General features: G+C 46.7%; 13 protein-coding genes. 12 read left to right on the top strand and 1 reads right to left on the bottom strand.

Features of this window, described 5'->3' with window-relative positions; genetic code table 11:
* Positions 1 to 7 precede the first annotated feature (7 nt).
* From G9U52_RS04935 to G9U52_RS04900, 8 genes are all read left to right on the top strand, one after another.
* Positions 8 to 994 carry a FecCD family ABC transporter permease gene (locus G9U52_RS04935; protein WP_166148108.1) on the top strand — a complete coding sequence of 329 codons (987 nt, stop codon included), beginning with the start codon at positions 8 to 10 and terminating at the stop codon, positions 992 to 994.
* Complete coding sequence (locus G9U52_RS04930; RefSeq protein WP_166146907.1) at positions 984 to 1,754, top strand: ABC transporter ATP-binding protein; 771 nt, start codon at positions 984 to 986, stop codon at positions 1,752 to 1,754. The genes G9U52_RS04935 and G9U52_RS04930 overlap by 11 nt, the downstream gene beginning before the upstream one ends.
* 45 nt (positions 1,755 to 1,799) lie before the next feature.
* A complete protein-coding gene (srtB, locus tag G9U52_RS04925; protein ID WP_243767152.1) occupies positions 1,800 to 2,654 on the top strand; it encodes a class B sortase in 855 nt (284 codons plus the stop codon).
* 180 nt (positions 2,655 to 2,834) lie between these two features.
* Entirely contained in the window at positions 2,835 to 3,797 is a 963-nt protein-coding gene (locus G9U52_RS04920) for a C-terminal binding protein (RefSeq protein ID WP_166146906.1), read from the top strand.
* Positions 3,798 to 3,861: 64 nt separating this feature from the next.
* Entirely contained in the window at positions 3,862 to 4,623 is a 762-nt protein-coding gene (locus G9U52_RS04915) for an SDR family NAD(P)-dependent oxidoreductase (RefSeq protein ID WP_166146905.1), read from the top strand.
* A 9-nt stretch (positions 4,624 to 4,632) separates the two neighbouring features.
* Positions 4,633 to 5,760 carry a mandelate racemase/muconate lactonizing enzyme family protein gene (locus G9U52_RS04910; protein ID WP_166146904.1) on the top strand — a complete coding sequence of 376 codons (1,128 nt, stop codon included), beginning with the start codon at positions 4,633 to 4,635 and terminating at the stop codon, positions 5,758 to 5,760.
* A 60-nt stretch (positions 5,761 to 5,820) separates the two neighbouring features.
* Positions 5,821 to 6,471: a GntR family transcriptional regulator gene (locus G9U52_RS41305; protein ID WP_166146903.1), complete on the top strand. Its 651-nt coding sequence runs from the start codon at positions 5,821 to 5,823 to the stop codon at positions 6,469 to 6,471.
* A gap of 23 nt (positions 6,472 to 6,494) precedes the next feature.
* Complete coding sequence (locus tag G9U52_RS04900) at positions 6,495 to 7,577, top strand: alcohol dehydrogenase catalytic domain-containing protein (RefSeq protein WP_166146901.1); 1,083 nt, start codon at positions 6,495 to 6,497, stop codon at positions 7,575 to 7,577.
* 225 nt (positions 7,578 to 7,802) lie between these two features.
* On the opposite strand, the gene G9U52_RS04895 is transcribed toward G9U52_RS04900, so the two are convergent.
* Complete coding sequence (locus G9U52_RS04895; protein WP_166146899.1) at positions 7,803 to 8,945, bottom strand: iron-containing alcohol dehydrogenase family protein; 1,143 nt, start codon at positions 8,943 to 8,945, stop codon at positions 7,803 to 7,805.
* Positions 8,946 to 9,135: 190 nt separating this feature from the next.
* Between G9U52_RS04895 and G9U52_RS04890 the strand changes: the two genes are divergently transcribed.
* The 4 genes from G9U52_RS04890 (at position 9,136) to G9U52_RS04875 (ending at position 14,805) form a co-directional block, all read left to right on the top strand.
* Positions 9,136 to 10,149 carry an SDR family oxidoreductase gene (locus G9U52_RS04890; protein WP_166146897.1) on the top strand — a complete coding sequence of 338 codons (1,014 nt, stop codon included), beginning with the start codon at positions 9,136 to 9,138 and terminating at the stop codon, positions 10,147 to 10,149.
* A 289-nt stretch (positions 10,150 to 10,438) separates the two neighbouring features.
* Positions 10,439 to 12,763, top strand: a complete 2,325-nt coding sequence (locus G9U52_RS41300; RefSeq protein ID WP_166146895.1) for a helix-turn-helix domain-containing protein — start codon at positions 10,439 to 10,441, stop codon at positions 12,761 to 12,763.
* Positions 12,764 to 12,918: 155 nt separating this feature from the next.
* Complete coding sequence (locus G9U52_RS04880) at positions 12,919 to 13,887, top strand: ABC transporter permease (protein ID WP_243767151.1); 969 nt, start codon at positions 12,919 to 12,921, stop codon at positions 13,885 to 13,887.
* Positions 13,888 to 13,911: 24 nt separating this feature from the next.
* Positions 13,912 to 14,805, top strand: a complete 894-nt coding sequence (locus G9U52_RS04875) for a carbohydrate ABC transporter permease (protein ID WP_166146893.1) — start codon at positions 13,912 to 13,914, stop codon at positions 14,803 to 14,805.
* The last annotated feature ends 13 nt before the right edge of the window (positions 14,806 to 14,818 follow it).

The following is a 14,818-nucleotide window of genomic DNA, read 5'->3' as shown; positions in this document are numbered from 1 at the left end:
GGTAATGATGAGTAGAAGAGTGGGTTGGAGCTTTGTGATCGTTATTGCTCTGCTGGTCGCTGTGGTCCTATACTCGGCAACAACCGGCAGCTTAAAGGTAAGCAGCCTGGAATTGATTCAGGGCCTATTCTCAGGCACAAACAAAAATGTGCAAATTATTAAAGACCTTCGGCTGCCAAGGATTATTGTTGCGCTGTTCGTTGGAGCGGCATTGGCGGTTTCAGGGGTATTATTGCAGGCTGTAATGAGAAATCCGTTAGCTGATGCTGGTGTGATCGGGATCTCCTCAGGGGCTGGTTTTATTTCTTTATTATTCGTTACGATATTCCCTACGCTATTTTTCTGGCTGCCACTTTTTGCTTTTATCGGTGGTGCTTTTGCCTGTTTTCTGGTGTATTCCTTCTCATGGAAATCCGGGCTGAGCCCCATGCGAATTATTCTTGTCGGAATTGCAATCAATGCAACCTTTACGGGCTTGGGACAATCCTTTAATTACAGGGGGAGTTATGCAGTGGCAAGCCTTAATCAAGCAACGACCTCGATTTTTACGATGAAAACGTGGAACGATGTACAGGTGATGATTCTGTATGGATCGATCGGGCTGCTTTTGTCGATGTTGCTTTACTCGTGGTGCAACCTATTGTCGTTGCAGGATAAATCGGCTCATAATCTGGGTCTCAATGTGACTCGGGCGAGACTGCTGATTTCGATAGTCGCCGTACTCTTGGCAGCAGTAGCCACGGCCATAGGAGGCTTGATCGCCTTCGTTGGCTTGCTGATTCCCCATGTCGCCCGGCTTCTGATTGGCTCAGACCATAAGGTGCTGATTCCATTCTCTGCACTTGCCGGGGCGCTGCTCATCCTGGGGGCAGATACACTAGGGAGAACGCTTCTTGCGCCTACAGAAATTCCTGCTTCTATAATAATGACTGTTATTGGCGGGCCCTTCCTAGTATTCCTGATTAGAAAGAGTGAACGCGTCCATGGAAATTAAACAGATTGTATTTTCCCACGATAACAAGACCGAGCATTTAAAACATGTAACTAGCGATATTGAAATTGGTAAAATCACGACGATTATCGGTCCCAACGGCTCCGGCAAATCCACGCTGCTGGGCGTAATGTCCCAGAATCACAAGCCACGAAGCGGCGAGGTGTTATTGGACGGAAAGGCAATAACGGGCTATAAGCCCAAGGAGCTTGCCCGCAAATTAGCCGTTGTCCACCAGCATAATGAGGCTCCCTCGGATATGACTGTAGAAAAGCTTGCCGGCTTTGGCCGCTTGCCGCATCGCAGCATGTTTGCGCAGAGCAGTCCCGACGATGAGTTAGCGATTGAATGGGCGCTTACCTGCACCAATTTGCAAGCCAAACGGGGCAAAACGATCGACCAGCTATCGGGCGGGGAACGGCAAAGAGTATGGATTGCGATGGCATTGGCGCAAAGCACACCGATTTTATTTTTGGATGAGCCTACAACGTATTTGGATATTTATTACCAATTTGAGATATTAGATTTAATCAAAAGCTTGAACACGGAGCATTGCCTGACTATCGTGATGGTTTTGCATGATATTAACCAAGCGATTCGGTATAGTGACAACATCATTATTATGAAGGACGGGGAAATTGCCATGAAGGGGCAGCCCCATGAGGTCATAACGGAGCAGACGATCAAATCGATTTATGGCGTGGATGTTATAATTAAGCAAGAGGCCGGCATGGGATTATATATGGTGCCTGTGGGCATTTAGCGAGAGGGGTGAATGGAAGGTTGTGGAGGCTCATGATCACAAGTCATGGGCGGCCGCACCTTTCTTTGCATGATGCGTACATGGTGGAAGAGCAAGAAAGGCTACGAGCAGATCGTTATGCTTATGTGCTTGGCAGTCATTGTTTATTGTCTGGCCAGCTTGTATAACGTGGCCAGCTCTTATTACAGCAACAAAATGGTAACAGAGGAAGCCAGAGAAATCTATACCAGTGGCAGAACGGTGCAATGGGTTGCTGATGGAAACGCGGGTGACAGCGCGAGCAAAAGTCCAAATGGTACCGTAAACGATAGCCCTTCCAATGACAAAATGGCCAAAGCCCGACCTCAGTTTCACGCGCTGCTGAGCATGAATGCCGATATTTCGGGATGGCTGAAAATAGACGATACGCCTGTGGATTACCCCATTGTACAAGCGAAGGATAACGACTACTATTTAACAAGGAATTTCAAACGCGAGGCGATGAGGGCTGGTAGTATGTTTATGGATTATCGCAATCAATCTGCGGGCAGCAGCCTCAATACGATTATTTATGGCCATGATATGAGGGATGGCTCGATGTTTGGCAGCTTGAATCAATATTTGAAAGCCGATTTTTTCGATACACACCGAAGCTTTGGCTATGATACTTTAGAGGAGAGCTACCAGGCCGAAATATTTGCGGTCTATTTTACTACAACGGATGTTAATTATATAATGACGCATTTTCCTGATGATGAGGCGTATTACACCTTCCTACAGGACATGCAAGCCCGGTCTTTGTACGAAACGAATACTTCGCTGGCTTCGACGGATCGGATCATTACCTTGTCTACCTGCGACTATACACTGGATGCGGAGGAGGGGCGGCTGGTAGTGCAGGCGAAGCTGGTGAAGAGATAACTAGCGAACTGCATCTTTTGTTATGGCGTTCTGAAGCTCCACTTTGTAATCATATGTTGTGCAATAATCTACTGTTGCCTGTTAGAAAAGAAACGCTTATACTAGGAGCAGATCAAACTGATAACTGTTAACAATTAACGATTACCATTTAATATTTATTTGGGAGGTGCTTATTTAGCAATGAATATCGTGATCATCGACAGCAATTTTCAGGATAACAAGCCGGAACAGGAGATTTTCCAAGCAGCAGGTTTGGAGGTCAGCTTTTTATCGGGTACGGAGGAAGAGTCCTTAAAGGTAGTAGGACAAACAGCGGATGCCGTATTAGTGCAGTTCGCAATCCTTTCCAAAGACATTTTAAGCACATGGACAAGATGCAAGCTGATCGTCCGTTATGGTATTGGCTATGACAATGTAGATGTGGAGGCGGCCACGGAACTGGGCATTCAGGTATGCAATGTTTCTGGATATTGCCTGGATGAGGTAGCGGACCATACAGCGGCTTTGATTTTGGGAGTATCAAGAAGGCTGCTTCCTTTGCACCAGGCTGTAGAGCGTGGAGAGTGGGCATTCGAGCCGATTGTAAAACCAATGCCGAAGCTTGCAGACACACAAGTCGGCATCGTCGGGTTTGGGCGGATCGGGGAGCGAGTGCTCCAGCGGCTGCGGCCTTTTCAATATCAAGTGAAAGTATATGACCCTTATCTTACTGCCGAAGCAGCGCTAGAGAAACAGGTGGACAAAGAGGATGATTTGAAAACCATCCTAGAGCAATCCGATATTATCGCTCTGCATCTACCATTATTGCCAACGACACAGCATTTGCTTAATGCGGAAACCTTGGGCTGGATGAAGCCAACCGCATGCGTAGTTAACACTTCAAGAGGAGCATTAATTGACACAGTCGCCCTTGCCCATGCTTTGAGAGCGCATACGTTAGGCTTTGCGGCTTTGGATGTTTTTGAGCAGGAGCCTTTGCCGGCGCAGCATCCTTTAAGGGATTGCGGCAATATTTGGCTGACGCCGCATGCTGCTTATTATTCCGACTCATCGCTATTGGAATTACAACGCTCGGCTGCTGAGGAAATTGTCCGCTGGGTACGTGGCGAGCAGCTGTATTCACCGGTTAACCGGCTTGCCTAGGACTTGCGTTGTAGACTCTATGATTTAGCATCGTTATAAGTAACCTATTCGAAGGAGGCAAATCATGATTACATGGAATTTTGATAAGCAAGTTGTTGTCATAACCGGAGGAACGAGCGGTCTGGGATATGCTTTAACAGAAAGCTTTTTGCAAAGCGGAGCGAAGGTTTATAGCTGTGGGATGAATGATACGAAGCTGACGAAAGCAAGGGAAGCGTTAGCGGCGACCTACAAGTATGGCAGCTTTGATCTAGCTGCTGTTGATGTCAGTGATACGAATAAGCTGAAGGAATGGCTGCAAATGATTCAACGCGAGGAGCAGCGGATTGATGTGCTGATCAATGCAGCGGGGGTGTGCTCCACGGTACCTGCTGCTGAGGTTGATGCCGAGCTTTGGGATCGTATTATGGAGGTTAATGTGAAAGGCACTTTTTTTGCCTGCCAGATGGTTGCTGAATTTATGAAAGAGCGGGGTTATGGGCGTATTGTTAATGTGAGCTCGATTAGCGCTTATAACGGTGGGACGCTTGTAAGCCCTCCGTATGGTGCATCGAAAGCGGGTGTGGTGGCGTTGACCAAATCATTCGCCGCGCTTTACTCCCGTTATGGAATCAATGTAAATGCCATTTCACCAGGGCCTTTCAAAACCGATATGATCGCTGATTTCACTCCTGAGGGTGTAGCAGGCATGATCTCAAAAACACCAGATGGACGGCTCGGCGAAGTGTCGGATATTGTACAAAGCGTTTTATTCCTAAGCGATCAAGCTGCCAGCCATATCACAGGGGCTACCTTGGATATCAATGGCGGCTTGTACATGAGATGAGGTGAACCGATGAAAATTATCAAAATTGAACCTATGGGTATGCGGTACATTGAGCCTAATGATGATAACAGCACGCGCCACACGATGATCGTCCGTATTGAAACCGACAGCGGACTTGTGGGCTGGGGCGAAGGCATTACGATGTGGCCGGAGGCGGTTAAAGCGGCAGCGGCTTTGATTGAGGGCGGTCTAGCTGCGCTTGTTATGGGCAAGGACCCGCTGGAGACCGAGCTGCATTGGCATGCGATGAAGGAGCATGTATGGTGGTATGGCGGAGATGGGGGCATCGCCTCTTTTGCCATTAGCGCTATAGATATGGCTCTTTGGGATATCAAGGGCAAGGCCTTGCAGCAGCCGTTATATAAGCTGTTTGGTGGCAAGGTGCTGGATAAGCTGCCGGCGAATGCCAGCATTCATATTAAATATTTGGAGCATGAGAAAAATGCCGATGAGATCAAGGGCTATATCGATGAGGGCTATCAATCGGTAAAGGTCGGCTTCGGCAAAAAAGGTACCGCCAAGCTAGGGCTAACCGAAGAGTACGATATGGAATTTGTCAAAGCGGTGCGCCGTGCGATTGGGCCCAAGGTAGGCTTTATGGTCGATATCGGCCATAAAGTGACGTGGGATGTGGCGCATGCCATCCGGATGACGAAGCAATTTGCGGAATACGGGATCGATTGGATCGAGGAGCCTTTTGAACCCAATCGGCTGGGGGATTTTGCCCGGCTCAAGCAAGCTACCGGCTGCTTAATTGCAACAGGTGAGCGTGAATCGACTGTGGACGCATTTTCCCGCTTAATCCGCACCGGCTTGGTCGATATTGTGGGTATTGATCCTGCAAGATCCGACGGTATTACCGGATTTCTGAAGGTGCTGACCTTGGTCGCCGATGCTAAAATCAAATTCAACACGCACGCGTGGAGTACGGCATTAACGACCGCGGCTAGCGTCCATCTGTCCATTTCATCGCCCCATTGCATCATGATGGAGCTTAAACCGCTGCCAAGCTCGATGCAAAATGAGCTGGTGAAAACACCGATTGTCCAAAAAGACGGCTGGGTGCATGCCATTGAGGAGCCCGGTTTAGGTGTAGAGGTGGATGAGGAAGCGGTGCGGAAGTATCGTTTTTGTTAAGCGGAACTGATATGATGGGTTTGTTAGTTAAACCCGTGTTTTTTTGTAGGAGTGAGCCTAGTGATTATTCAAAAAGAAGCGTTAAAGGATAAAGTAGCCAGCCATTTGCGAACCCGTATTTTGCTGGGTGAATACCCGAGGGGGCTTCATCTTAGTGAAGCCCAATTGTCCAAGGATTTGTCCGTTAGCCGTGGGCCGATCCGTGAAGCGATTTTGATGCTGGAGAGCGAAGGGCTGACCGAGACACCGGGCAATGGCCGAACGATCGTGAAGGGCTACGGCAAGCAGGAGGTTTTGGATTTATTCCAAATGCGCCTTATGCTGGAGTCGCTGGCGATCCGCAGCTTAATTGAGAAGGGCAGCCATCAGGATTTGTCCGACTTACAGGATGTGCAGCTTTTAATGGAAGCCAGTCATTCCAAATCCGATACGATCCGCCTAGATATTGAGTTTCATTATCGAATCGTGAAAGCTGCGCATAACCGTACTCTTTTGCCAATGTGGTTGATGATTAAAGGGCTGACAAGTGCATTGATTGAGATAACTACGGGTACCTACCAGGATATCGGTTTTGTCGTGCAAAGCCATGCGGAAATTATCCAAGCGCTCTTGGCAGGCGATGCGGAGCAAGCGATCCGGCTGTTGGAGGAGCATTTAAAGGTTGGGCAGCAAATGATTATCACTTATCTGGATGGCCAGGCGCAAGAGTGAGTATAAAGGTAGGAGGATGTGCAATGACGCTCACAGGAATACCGGAAAAAATGCAAGCTTTAGTCGTGTATGGAATTGGTGATTATCGGATCGAAACGGTCGATGTGCCAGCTGTGTCAGATGGGGAAATATTAATCAAGGTGGAAGCCTGCGGCATTTGTGCCAGCGATGTTAAAACTTATCTGGGTGCGTCCAAAATTTGGGGCGGCGACGGAAATCCACCTTATATTCAAACGCCAGTTATTCCCGGACATGAGTTTGTGGGCTTTATTGTCGCTATGGGCGCCAATGTGAAGGGTGATTTCCAAGTTGGGGATCGGGTCATATCGGAGCAAATCGTACCTTGCTGGGACTGTAGATACTGCAACACTGGCAAATATTGGATGTGCCAGCGCCATGATATTTATGGCTTTCAAGCACATGTGAACGGGGCTATGGCCGAGTATATGAAATTTCCAAAGGAAGCGCTCAATTACAAAATTCCAAAGGACATTCCCATCGAAAAAGCGGTATTGGTTGAGCCGTATGCTTGCTCCAAGCATTGTGTGGACCGGGCAAATATAACGAATGAGGATATCGTGGTGCTTGCAGGCTCAGGAACCTTAGGTCTAGGGATGATAGGCGCAATCAAGCTTCGAAATCCTGCCAAGCTCATTGTGCTCGACATGAAGGATGACCGCTTGGAGCTGGCCCTAGCATTTGGTGCGGACATGGCGATTAATCCATCGAAGCAAAATGTGAAGCAAATCATTATGGAGCTAACCGATGGTTATGGATGTGATGTGTATATTGAGGCTACTGGACATGCTTCCAGCGTGCAGCAAGGTCTGGAGCTGGTGCGCAAGCTGGGGACTTTTGTGGAATTTAGTGTGTTCAAGGATTTGGTCACGGTCGATTGGAGCATTATCGGGGATTCCAAGGAGCTGAACATTTACGGTGCACACTTGAGCCCCTACTGCTACGAAACCGTGATTGAATGGATCGGCAACGGAAAGCTGCCAACGGATGGCGTTGTCACCCACAAGCTAAGCCTGGAGCAATGGAAAGAGGGCTTTGAAATGATGGAAAAGGGCGACCAGTGCATGAAAGTAATATTGGTTCCTTAAGCAATAAGGCTGATAGGGCTTGAAGCTGGTTCATAACCAATACGAAGACGCGTGGAACTAAAACTCTCGGCTATAATGACGATAAAACGTCAGGTTGCCGAGAGTTTTTGTCCTTAATTGCTGATTAGGCTTGACCAGTCAAGCTGCGTCCAAGCTGGCGTCTTGCCTGAATAGCACTTTGCCCCAAGCCGCACTCGTGCTCGCCGCCGTTAGCGTCATCAGTCATCAGTTAGCCGGCACCGAAGCTGCACCTTCGGCAGACGGCCGCGCGGGTTCAGCGGCTTTCAGCCGTTCGCCCAGCTCATGGGCAGCATAAATGGCTGCATAGACGTTGTCCTCCAGCACAGGGAAGGGCAAATAATGAATCGTTTCATTAGGGTCGCAAGCCCGCTGCGCACTTAAACGGAGCTCGGCATCCCGGACTGCGGTTACCCCCATATCAAAAAGGCTGACAGGCAAGCCGATGAGACGGTAAAACCGCATCAGGTGGGCAACCTGCTCCTCGGGCTTTTGCTCCAGCATCAATTGGCATACGATGCCAAAGGCGACCAGCTCGCCGTGGTAGGTGCCATGAATCTCGTCTATGCAGGTCATGCCATTATGAAAGGCATGGGCTCCTGAGCCACGGCAGGTATGATTGCCAATTCCCCCAACCAGGCCGGCCAACAAAATATTCGTGTCAATAATTTGCCGAATTGCATCTCCAGCGTGGCCTTTTTTGTTTTCGGCAATCGCTTGCTCGCTGAACTCCATCAGCAGATCTTTGGCCAGCTCCGCTGTTTTCAGGCCGAGGCGGGTTTTGGCATTTTGAAATTTGCCAGCATTGATAGGGGTAGCCTCATACCATTTGGCCAAGGTATCACCAATTCCGGCAATTAAATACCGATACGGTGCTTCAGCAATAATTTGCGGATCCACTAGCGTAAGCACAGGACAGAAATCAAAATATTCGATCGCCAAATATTCATGACCAGGCTTATACATGATCGATAAGGGCGTGGTAGAAGCACAGGTGGATGCCAGCGTGGCGATTGTCGCCATTTTTAAACCGGAGCGGTGGGCGACGATTTTGGCAGTATCCATACATTGGCCGCCGCCAATGGCAACGATCAAGTCGATTTCCGCTGGCAGCAAAGCTAAAAGGCGTTCGGCTTCCTCATAGGTACATTCTCCATTAAAGAAATGAAGTTCGTAAGGAAGCGCATACATTTTGAGGCTTTCTTCTACCTGCGTTCCAGCTTTCACCCAAGCATTCCTGCCTGTTATAATAAAAAGCTTCTTGCCGAATTTGCCGAGCCATTCGCCGGATTGCTGTAAAATTTGTGGTTCCTGGATGTATACAGTTGGATAAGCCATCGAGACGAGCATTGTTCATTCCTCCTGTTAATTAATAACTATAGTTTACTGCTACATCCACCTACATACAATAAGCGACACGCAAATAAAAGCGTAGGATTGAACTATTATCAATCTCAAGGTAAACTCTTAAGTAGGGAAGATTTGTAAGACTCGTTAAATGGTGCCCGAAATATTTGTACATATAGGAGGGAATTGGAGCATGAAGGTTTTATTTATTGGCGGAACAGGCTTGATCAGTCAAGCGGCATCGAAGCTGGCTGTGGAAAAAGGTATTGATTTATATTTATTAAATCGTGGACAACGCAATGATTTTGTACCGGACGGCGCCCATGTCATTACTGCGGATATAAGAGATGCGGCAGCAACGGCGGAAGCTTTGAAGCATCTGGAGTTTGACGCTGTCGTCGATTGGATCGCTTTTACACCAGACCATGTAGCAACAGACATAAAGCTTTTTAAAGGGAAAACAGCCCAATACATATTTATTAGCTCCGCTTCTGCTTACCAAAAGCCTTCCACCCAATATTTAGTAACCGAGTCGACGCCACTGGCGAATCCATACTGGCAATACTCGCGTGACAAAATTGCTTGTGAGGATCTGCTGATGGATACTTATCGTAGCGAGAATTTTCCAATCACAATTGTCCGACCTTCCTACACCTACGGGGATACGATGATTCCGGCAGCCCTGAATAGCTGGGCGAATCCTTGGTCATTGGTAGATAGAATGCGCAAGGGCGAGAAAATCATTGTGCATGGTGATGGAACCTCACTATGGACGATGACGCACAATACCGATTTTGCGAAAGGTATCGTTGGGCTGTTAGGCAATCCCAAAGCAATTGGCCACGCTTTTCATATTACCTCGGACGAAGTGCTGGATTGGAACCAAATCACCCACATGATTGGGCAAGCAGCAGGTGTCGAACCGAATATTGTACATATTTCCTCGGAATTTATTACTTCCTTTATGCCGGAGAGCATTGGCGGGTTGCTTGGTGATAAAGCAGTCAGCAGTGTGTTCGACAACAGTAAAATTAAAAGGTTCGTTCCCGACTATATAGCAACCGTTCCTTTCCATGAAGGTATCAAACGAACGATTAATTGGTTCGAGCTACGCCCGGAGAAATGCAAAATCGACCAAGGCTGGAATGACCTGATGGATCGGATTAGCGAAGCCCATGAGGCAGGTCGGCAAAGGGCGAAGGGTTAAGTGGAAAAACAGATGGAGCCCCATACTCCTGTCCTCGTTAACGCACAAAAGTGGGAACCGGCATCAATTACATTCCAATAAAAGCTCCGTCCGACGAACCTTGCGGGCGGTTTTTCTTTTATTGCCCTCCGCGGCAGAATCGTAAAAACTGTATCTGTCTGTACAAATAACGACACCAATTTTCGGTACTTATGCGTCATTGACTGAACCAAATTCCCAATGCTATGATGATTTGAAGAAATGGAATTAGAGTAGTAGGATCAAACTTCAACGCTTGGGGGGAACCAGTGTGTGGAAGGTTAAAAGGAAAAGCAGTGGTTTTAAAGGGATATTTCTTCATCTCTTGGTGCCGAATATCATATTATTACTGCTACCGCTTCTTGTAGGTTGGATTATTTACAATAAGACATTGTTAGAAATGGAGAAAGAAGTAACCGCTTCCAATATGAATCTGCTCCAACAAAGCCGTAATATTTTGGACCGCAGGCTTTCGGAGATTTCCTCTATCGCTATGCAGCTGGCTAATGATACCCGAATTATGCAATTTGCCTCGATCACCAATCCGTTCGAAGGAGCGAACACGTACCGTGTTTTGGAAACGCGCAAAAGTATGTACAATTTTAGCTTGTCGAATAATTTTATTTTCAATTACTTTATTAGCTTTAAAAATAGCGGCTTGGTCTTGGCGGAGAGCTCAACATATATGCTGCCTGAATTTGAAAAAAGCTTCCAATATACACAGATGGATACCCGGACTTGGAACGAATTGTTTATGGGAGGCGATTACAAACGCAAGGTGTTGCCCGCTCAGGATGTAACGGTTAATGGACATCGCTATTCGCTGCTTACTTATATTCATCCTATGGGCTATCCGGGTTTTCCGCAGGGCTCTGTAGCGATAACGGTCGACCATCGTGAAATTCAAAAGCTGCTTGGAGGACTCGACCTATCAGGAGGTTGGGCTTATATCATTAATGAGGCTGGGGATGTGGTGAGCTCGACCTCGCCCGGTGCTGATACTAATCGTATCGACCTCAGCAGGCTAAATGGACAGCACGGGAACATGCTACAGGAAATCGCTGGCCAGGATATGATGGTCACTTATACAACCTCCGACTATAACGGCTGGACCTATTTGGTCGCCCAACCCGCCGATGTCGTGCTGAACAAAGTGTTGTATATTAAAAAAATTACCTTTTCATTAGTTTTTAGCTTTTTGGTAGTAGGGCTGCTTATCGCTTATTTAATTGCTTACCGAAACAGCCGCCCGCTCAAAAAAATTATGGAAACGATCATGGAGCGAACGAATGGAGAAGGGTATTACGGCTCCAACGCCTACCATTTTATTCGGGACCATGTATCCCGGCTGATCGCTAATAATCAGGAAATGCAGGATAAAATGGAAAAGCAAGCTCCGTTGCTTCAAGCAGCTTTATTCGGCAGGCTATTGACCGGCGAATATGTAACACCGAAGGATATCCCTATTTTGCTACAGCATGTAGGGATTACGATGCGGGGCAGCTATTTTATTGTAGCGATCCTCCAGCTAAGAGGCTACGATAACGGTTTGGATCGTGATGTCCTTGAGGAGCTCGATAGGAAGCGCGTGATGGTTAAAGATATTATCTACCAAGAAACCAACGGACAAGTGTATATGCATGATGTGGCAGAGGACCAGATCGTATTATTGTTTGCCTTTGATGTTGATGCTCCTGCAAAACGGCGGCTTCATCTCGAGGAAGTGACGGGTCGGATAAGCGAAAACGTCCAATCTAGCTTAAGCCTTGCAACGAGATTGGGTGTTGGCAATATTTATGAGGATCTGCTGAACATCTCGCGTTCCTTTGAGGAGGCCAAACGCACGCTGGAATATTTGTCCTGGAGGAACAAGAATGGCATGATGGGGTTTGATGAGCTTCCAAAGGATAACCATGGCTACTATTATCCAGCGGATCTGGAGTATCGTCTAAGCAATTTGGCAAAAGCGGGCGAGCATACTGCGGTATCTGAATTGCTGGGGGAGCTGCGTTGCAAAAATTTTGAGGAACGCCGCTTATCCGTCACCATGCTGCGGCTATTCATGAATGAAATGTGGGGAACGCTAATTAAGCTGCTGCCACAGGTGGGGATGGAGGAAGATACGGGAATGGAGCAAATGAAGCCTTTTTCCGGTGATTTGGCTTCATATACAGGCTTGGAGAACAATTACCGCTCGCTTACTTCCGTTTTTGGGCAGGTGTGTGACTTTGTCAATAACCATAAGAAAAGCCAAAACGTCCAGCTGTATGAACATATTGTGAGTTTGCTGCAAGAGTCTTATGCCCAAGCGGAGCTTTGTCTGGATTCAGTAGCGGAATGCATGAATATTTCCAAAGGCTATTTATCACAGTTTTTCAAAGAACAAGCTGGCGTTAATTTCTCCGACTACTTGGAGGAGCTTCGTATGGCTCATGCCAAAGAGCTGCTGGCAAGCACACAGCTTCCCGTATACGAAATCGCCCAGCAGGTGGGATACAGCTCCTCCAACACCTTTTGCCGGGCCTTTAAAAGAATACACGCGGTAAGCACCTCTGAATTTCGCCGTGTTAGCAGTAAAATGAAAGCGTATTCTTAAGGAATGTATATAGGCGTTTCAATTGCATATCGCCTTTCTAAAAGCCTGCACATGTAGCTGCAGGCTTTCACATTTACATCAGCTTGTACCTAGCCTAATGTTGGGTATAGGTCGGTTGCACCTACAATTAATGAATAAGCTTAGGAGGTGAAGAGTTGAAAACGCTTAAACAAACAGCGCGTACGCAAACGAACGTAACTGCTCTATTAAGTACAGGGGCTCCAGTCAAAAAGATTCGAAAGGTTTGGCAGTTGTACCTGCTTATAGCTTTACCAGTCATCTATATTGTTATTTTTAAGTATATCCCTATGTACGGGGCACAGATCGCTTTCAAAAATTTTGTGGTTACCAAAGGGATCTCGGGAAGTGATTGGGTGGGTTTTGTCCACTTTGTAAGATTCTTCAATTCCTATGAATTTTGGAGAATAATGAGTAACACCATTGTATTAAGTATTTACACGCTGCTAGCCAGCTTTCCTTTTCCGATAATACTTGCACTTAGCTTGAATTATGTGAAAAGCCAAATTTTCAAAAAATCGGTGCAAATGATCACCTATGCACCCCATTTTATTTCAGTAGTAGTTATGGTTGGTATTATTATTGAACTGCTTGATCCAAGAAATGGGATTGTTAATCGACTTATTATGGGATTAGGCTTTGAGCCTGTCAGGTTTATGGGCACCCCTGAATATTTCAAGTCCATTTATGTATGGTCGGGCATATGGCAAAGTGTAGGCTTTTCCTGCATCATTTATTTGGCAGCTCTTTCCAGTATCGATCCATCCCTTCATGAAGCGGCTGTAGTTGACGGTGCGACGAAAGTGCAACGAATGTGGCATATCGATATTCCCGGCATTATGCCCATAGCGATTATTATTTTAATTATGAATGTAGGGCATATGCTTGATGTCGGCTTTGAGAAAGTATTATTGATGCAAAATCCACTCAACATGCGGACCTCTGAGGTTATTGACACCTACGTGTATAAGGTTGGCCTGGCATCTCAATCTATGAATTATTCATACTCTGCCGCGATCGGATTGTTTAAATCCGTAATTAACCTCATTCTCCTCTTGATCGTCAATAAGATCGCTCAGACTACCAAGCAGGCCAGCTTATGGTGAACGGGGAAGGGAAAGGAGCTCCTAATGGAACCAACAATTAGAGAAACCAAGAGGGACCAGTTATTTATGTTTACTAACTATTTGATCCTATCCTTGTTTTTAATTACCATTCTTTACCCGCTTATTTATATTGCCAGCTCCTCCATCAGCAGCTCGGAAGCCGTTGTTTCAGGAAGAGTGTGGCTATGGCCGATTGATCCGAACCTGGAAGGGTATAAGGCGGTCTTCAAACACAAACTAATTGTAAGCGGATTCATGAATTCGATCTATTATACGCTGCTGGGCACGCTCATTAATGTAATTATGACGGTTCTTGCTGCCTATCCATTGTCGAGAAAGGATTTTTACGGAAAAAATATGTTTATGTTTCTTTTTGTATTCACCTTCATGTTTTCCGGTGGCTTGATTCCTTCCTATCTACTGGTGAGGGACCTGAACATGCTGAACACCGTCTGGTCGATGGTATTGCCCGGCGCTTTGGCCGTATGGAATATGATCATTACGCGCACTTATTTTCAAACGACCATTCCCGATGAATTGCTAGAGGCTGCCCAACTGGATGGTTGTACAGATATTCAGTTCGTATGGAAAATCGTGCTGCCCTTATCGGGCCCTATCATTGCAGTCATTACATTGTTTTATGCGGTAGGACATTGGAATTCCTTTTTCAGCGCACTGATTTACTTGAAAAGCCAACAGCTCTATCCGCTGCAGCTGGTGCTAAGGGACATCCTGGTGCAAAACGATGTAGACTTAAATATGCTAGTCGATGTGCAAGAAGCAGCCAAGCGGGAAGGCCTTAGAGAGCTATTGAAATACTCGCTGATTGTGGTTTCTACCGCTCCCCTGATGATTGCTTATCCGTTTGTACAGAAGTATTTTGTCAAAGGCATCATGGTCGGCTCGTTAAAAGGTTAGTTTTCTAAGAAAA

Origin of the sequence: Paenibacillus agricola, from assembly GCF_011440305.1 — a bacterium.
GTDB classification, from domain to species: domain Bacteria; phylum Bacillota; class Bacilli; order Paenibacillales; family NBRC-103111; genus Paenibacillus_S; species Paenibacillus_S agricola.
The sequence above is the reverse complement of the archived record's forward strand: the minus strand, read 5'-3'. Positions and strand labels throughout refer to the sequence as shown.

Coding starts and splice junctions, on each gene's coding strand:
- G9U52_RS04900 (WP_166146901.1), top strand. CDS start 6,495: ATGACGCTCACAGGAATACCGGAAAAAATGCAAGCTTTAGTCGTGTAT.
- srtB (WP_243767152.1), top strand. CDS start 1,800: ATGGGCGGCCGCACCTTTCTTTGCATGATGCGTACATGGTGGAAGAGC.
- G9U52_RS04875 (WP_166146893.1), top strand. CDS start 13,912: ATGGAACCAACAATTAGAGAAACCAAGAGGGACCAGTTATTTATGTTT.
- G9U52_RS04890 (WP_166146897.1), top strand. CDS start 9,136: ATGAAGGTTTTATTTATTGGCGGAACAGGCTTGATCAGTCAAGCGGCA.
- G9U52_RS04935 (WP_166148108.1), top strand. CDS start 8: ATGAGTAGAAGAGTGGGTTGGAGCTTTGTGATCGTTATTGCTCTGCTG.
- G9U52_RS04920 (WP_166146906.1), top strand. CDS start 2,835: ATGAATATCGTGATCATCGACAGCAATTTTCAGGATAACAAGCCGGAA.
- G9U52_RS04895 (WP_166146899.1), bottom strand. CDS start 8,945: ATGCTCGTCTCGATGGCTTATCCAACTGTATACATCCAGGAACCACAA.
- G9U52_RS04930 (WP_166146907.1), top strand. CDS start 984: ATGGAAATTAAACAGATTGTATTTTCCCACGATAACAAGACCGAGCAT.
- G9U52_RS04910 (WP_166146904.1), top strand. CDS start 4,633: ATGAAAATTATCAAAATTGAACCTATGGGTATGCGGTACATTGAGCCT.
- G9U52_RS04915 (WP_166146905.1), top strand. CDS start 3,862: ATGATTACATGGAATTTTGATAAGCAAGTTGTTGTCATAACCGGAGGA.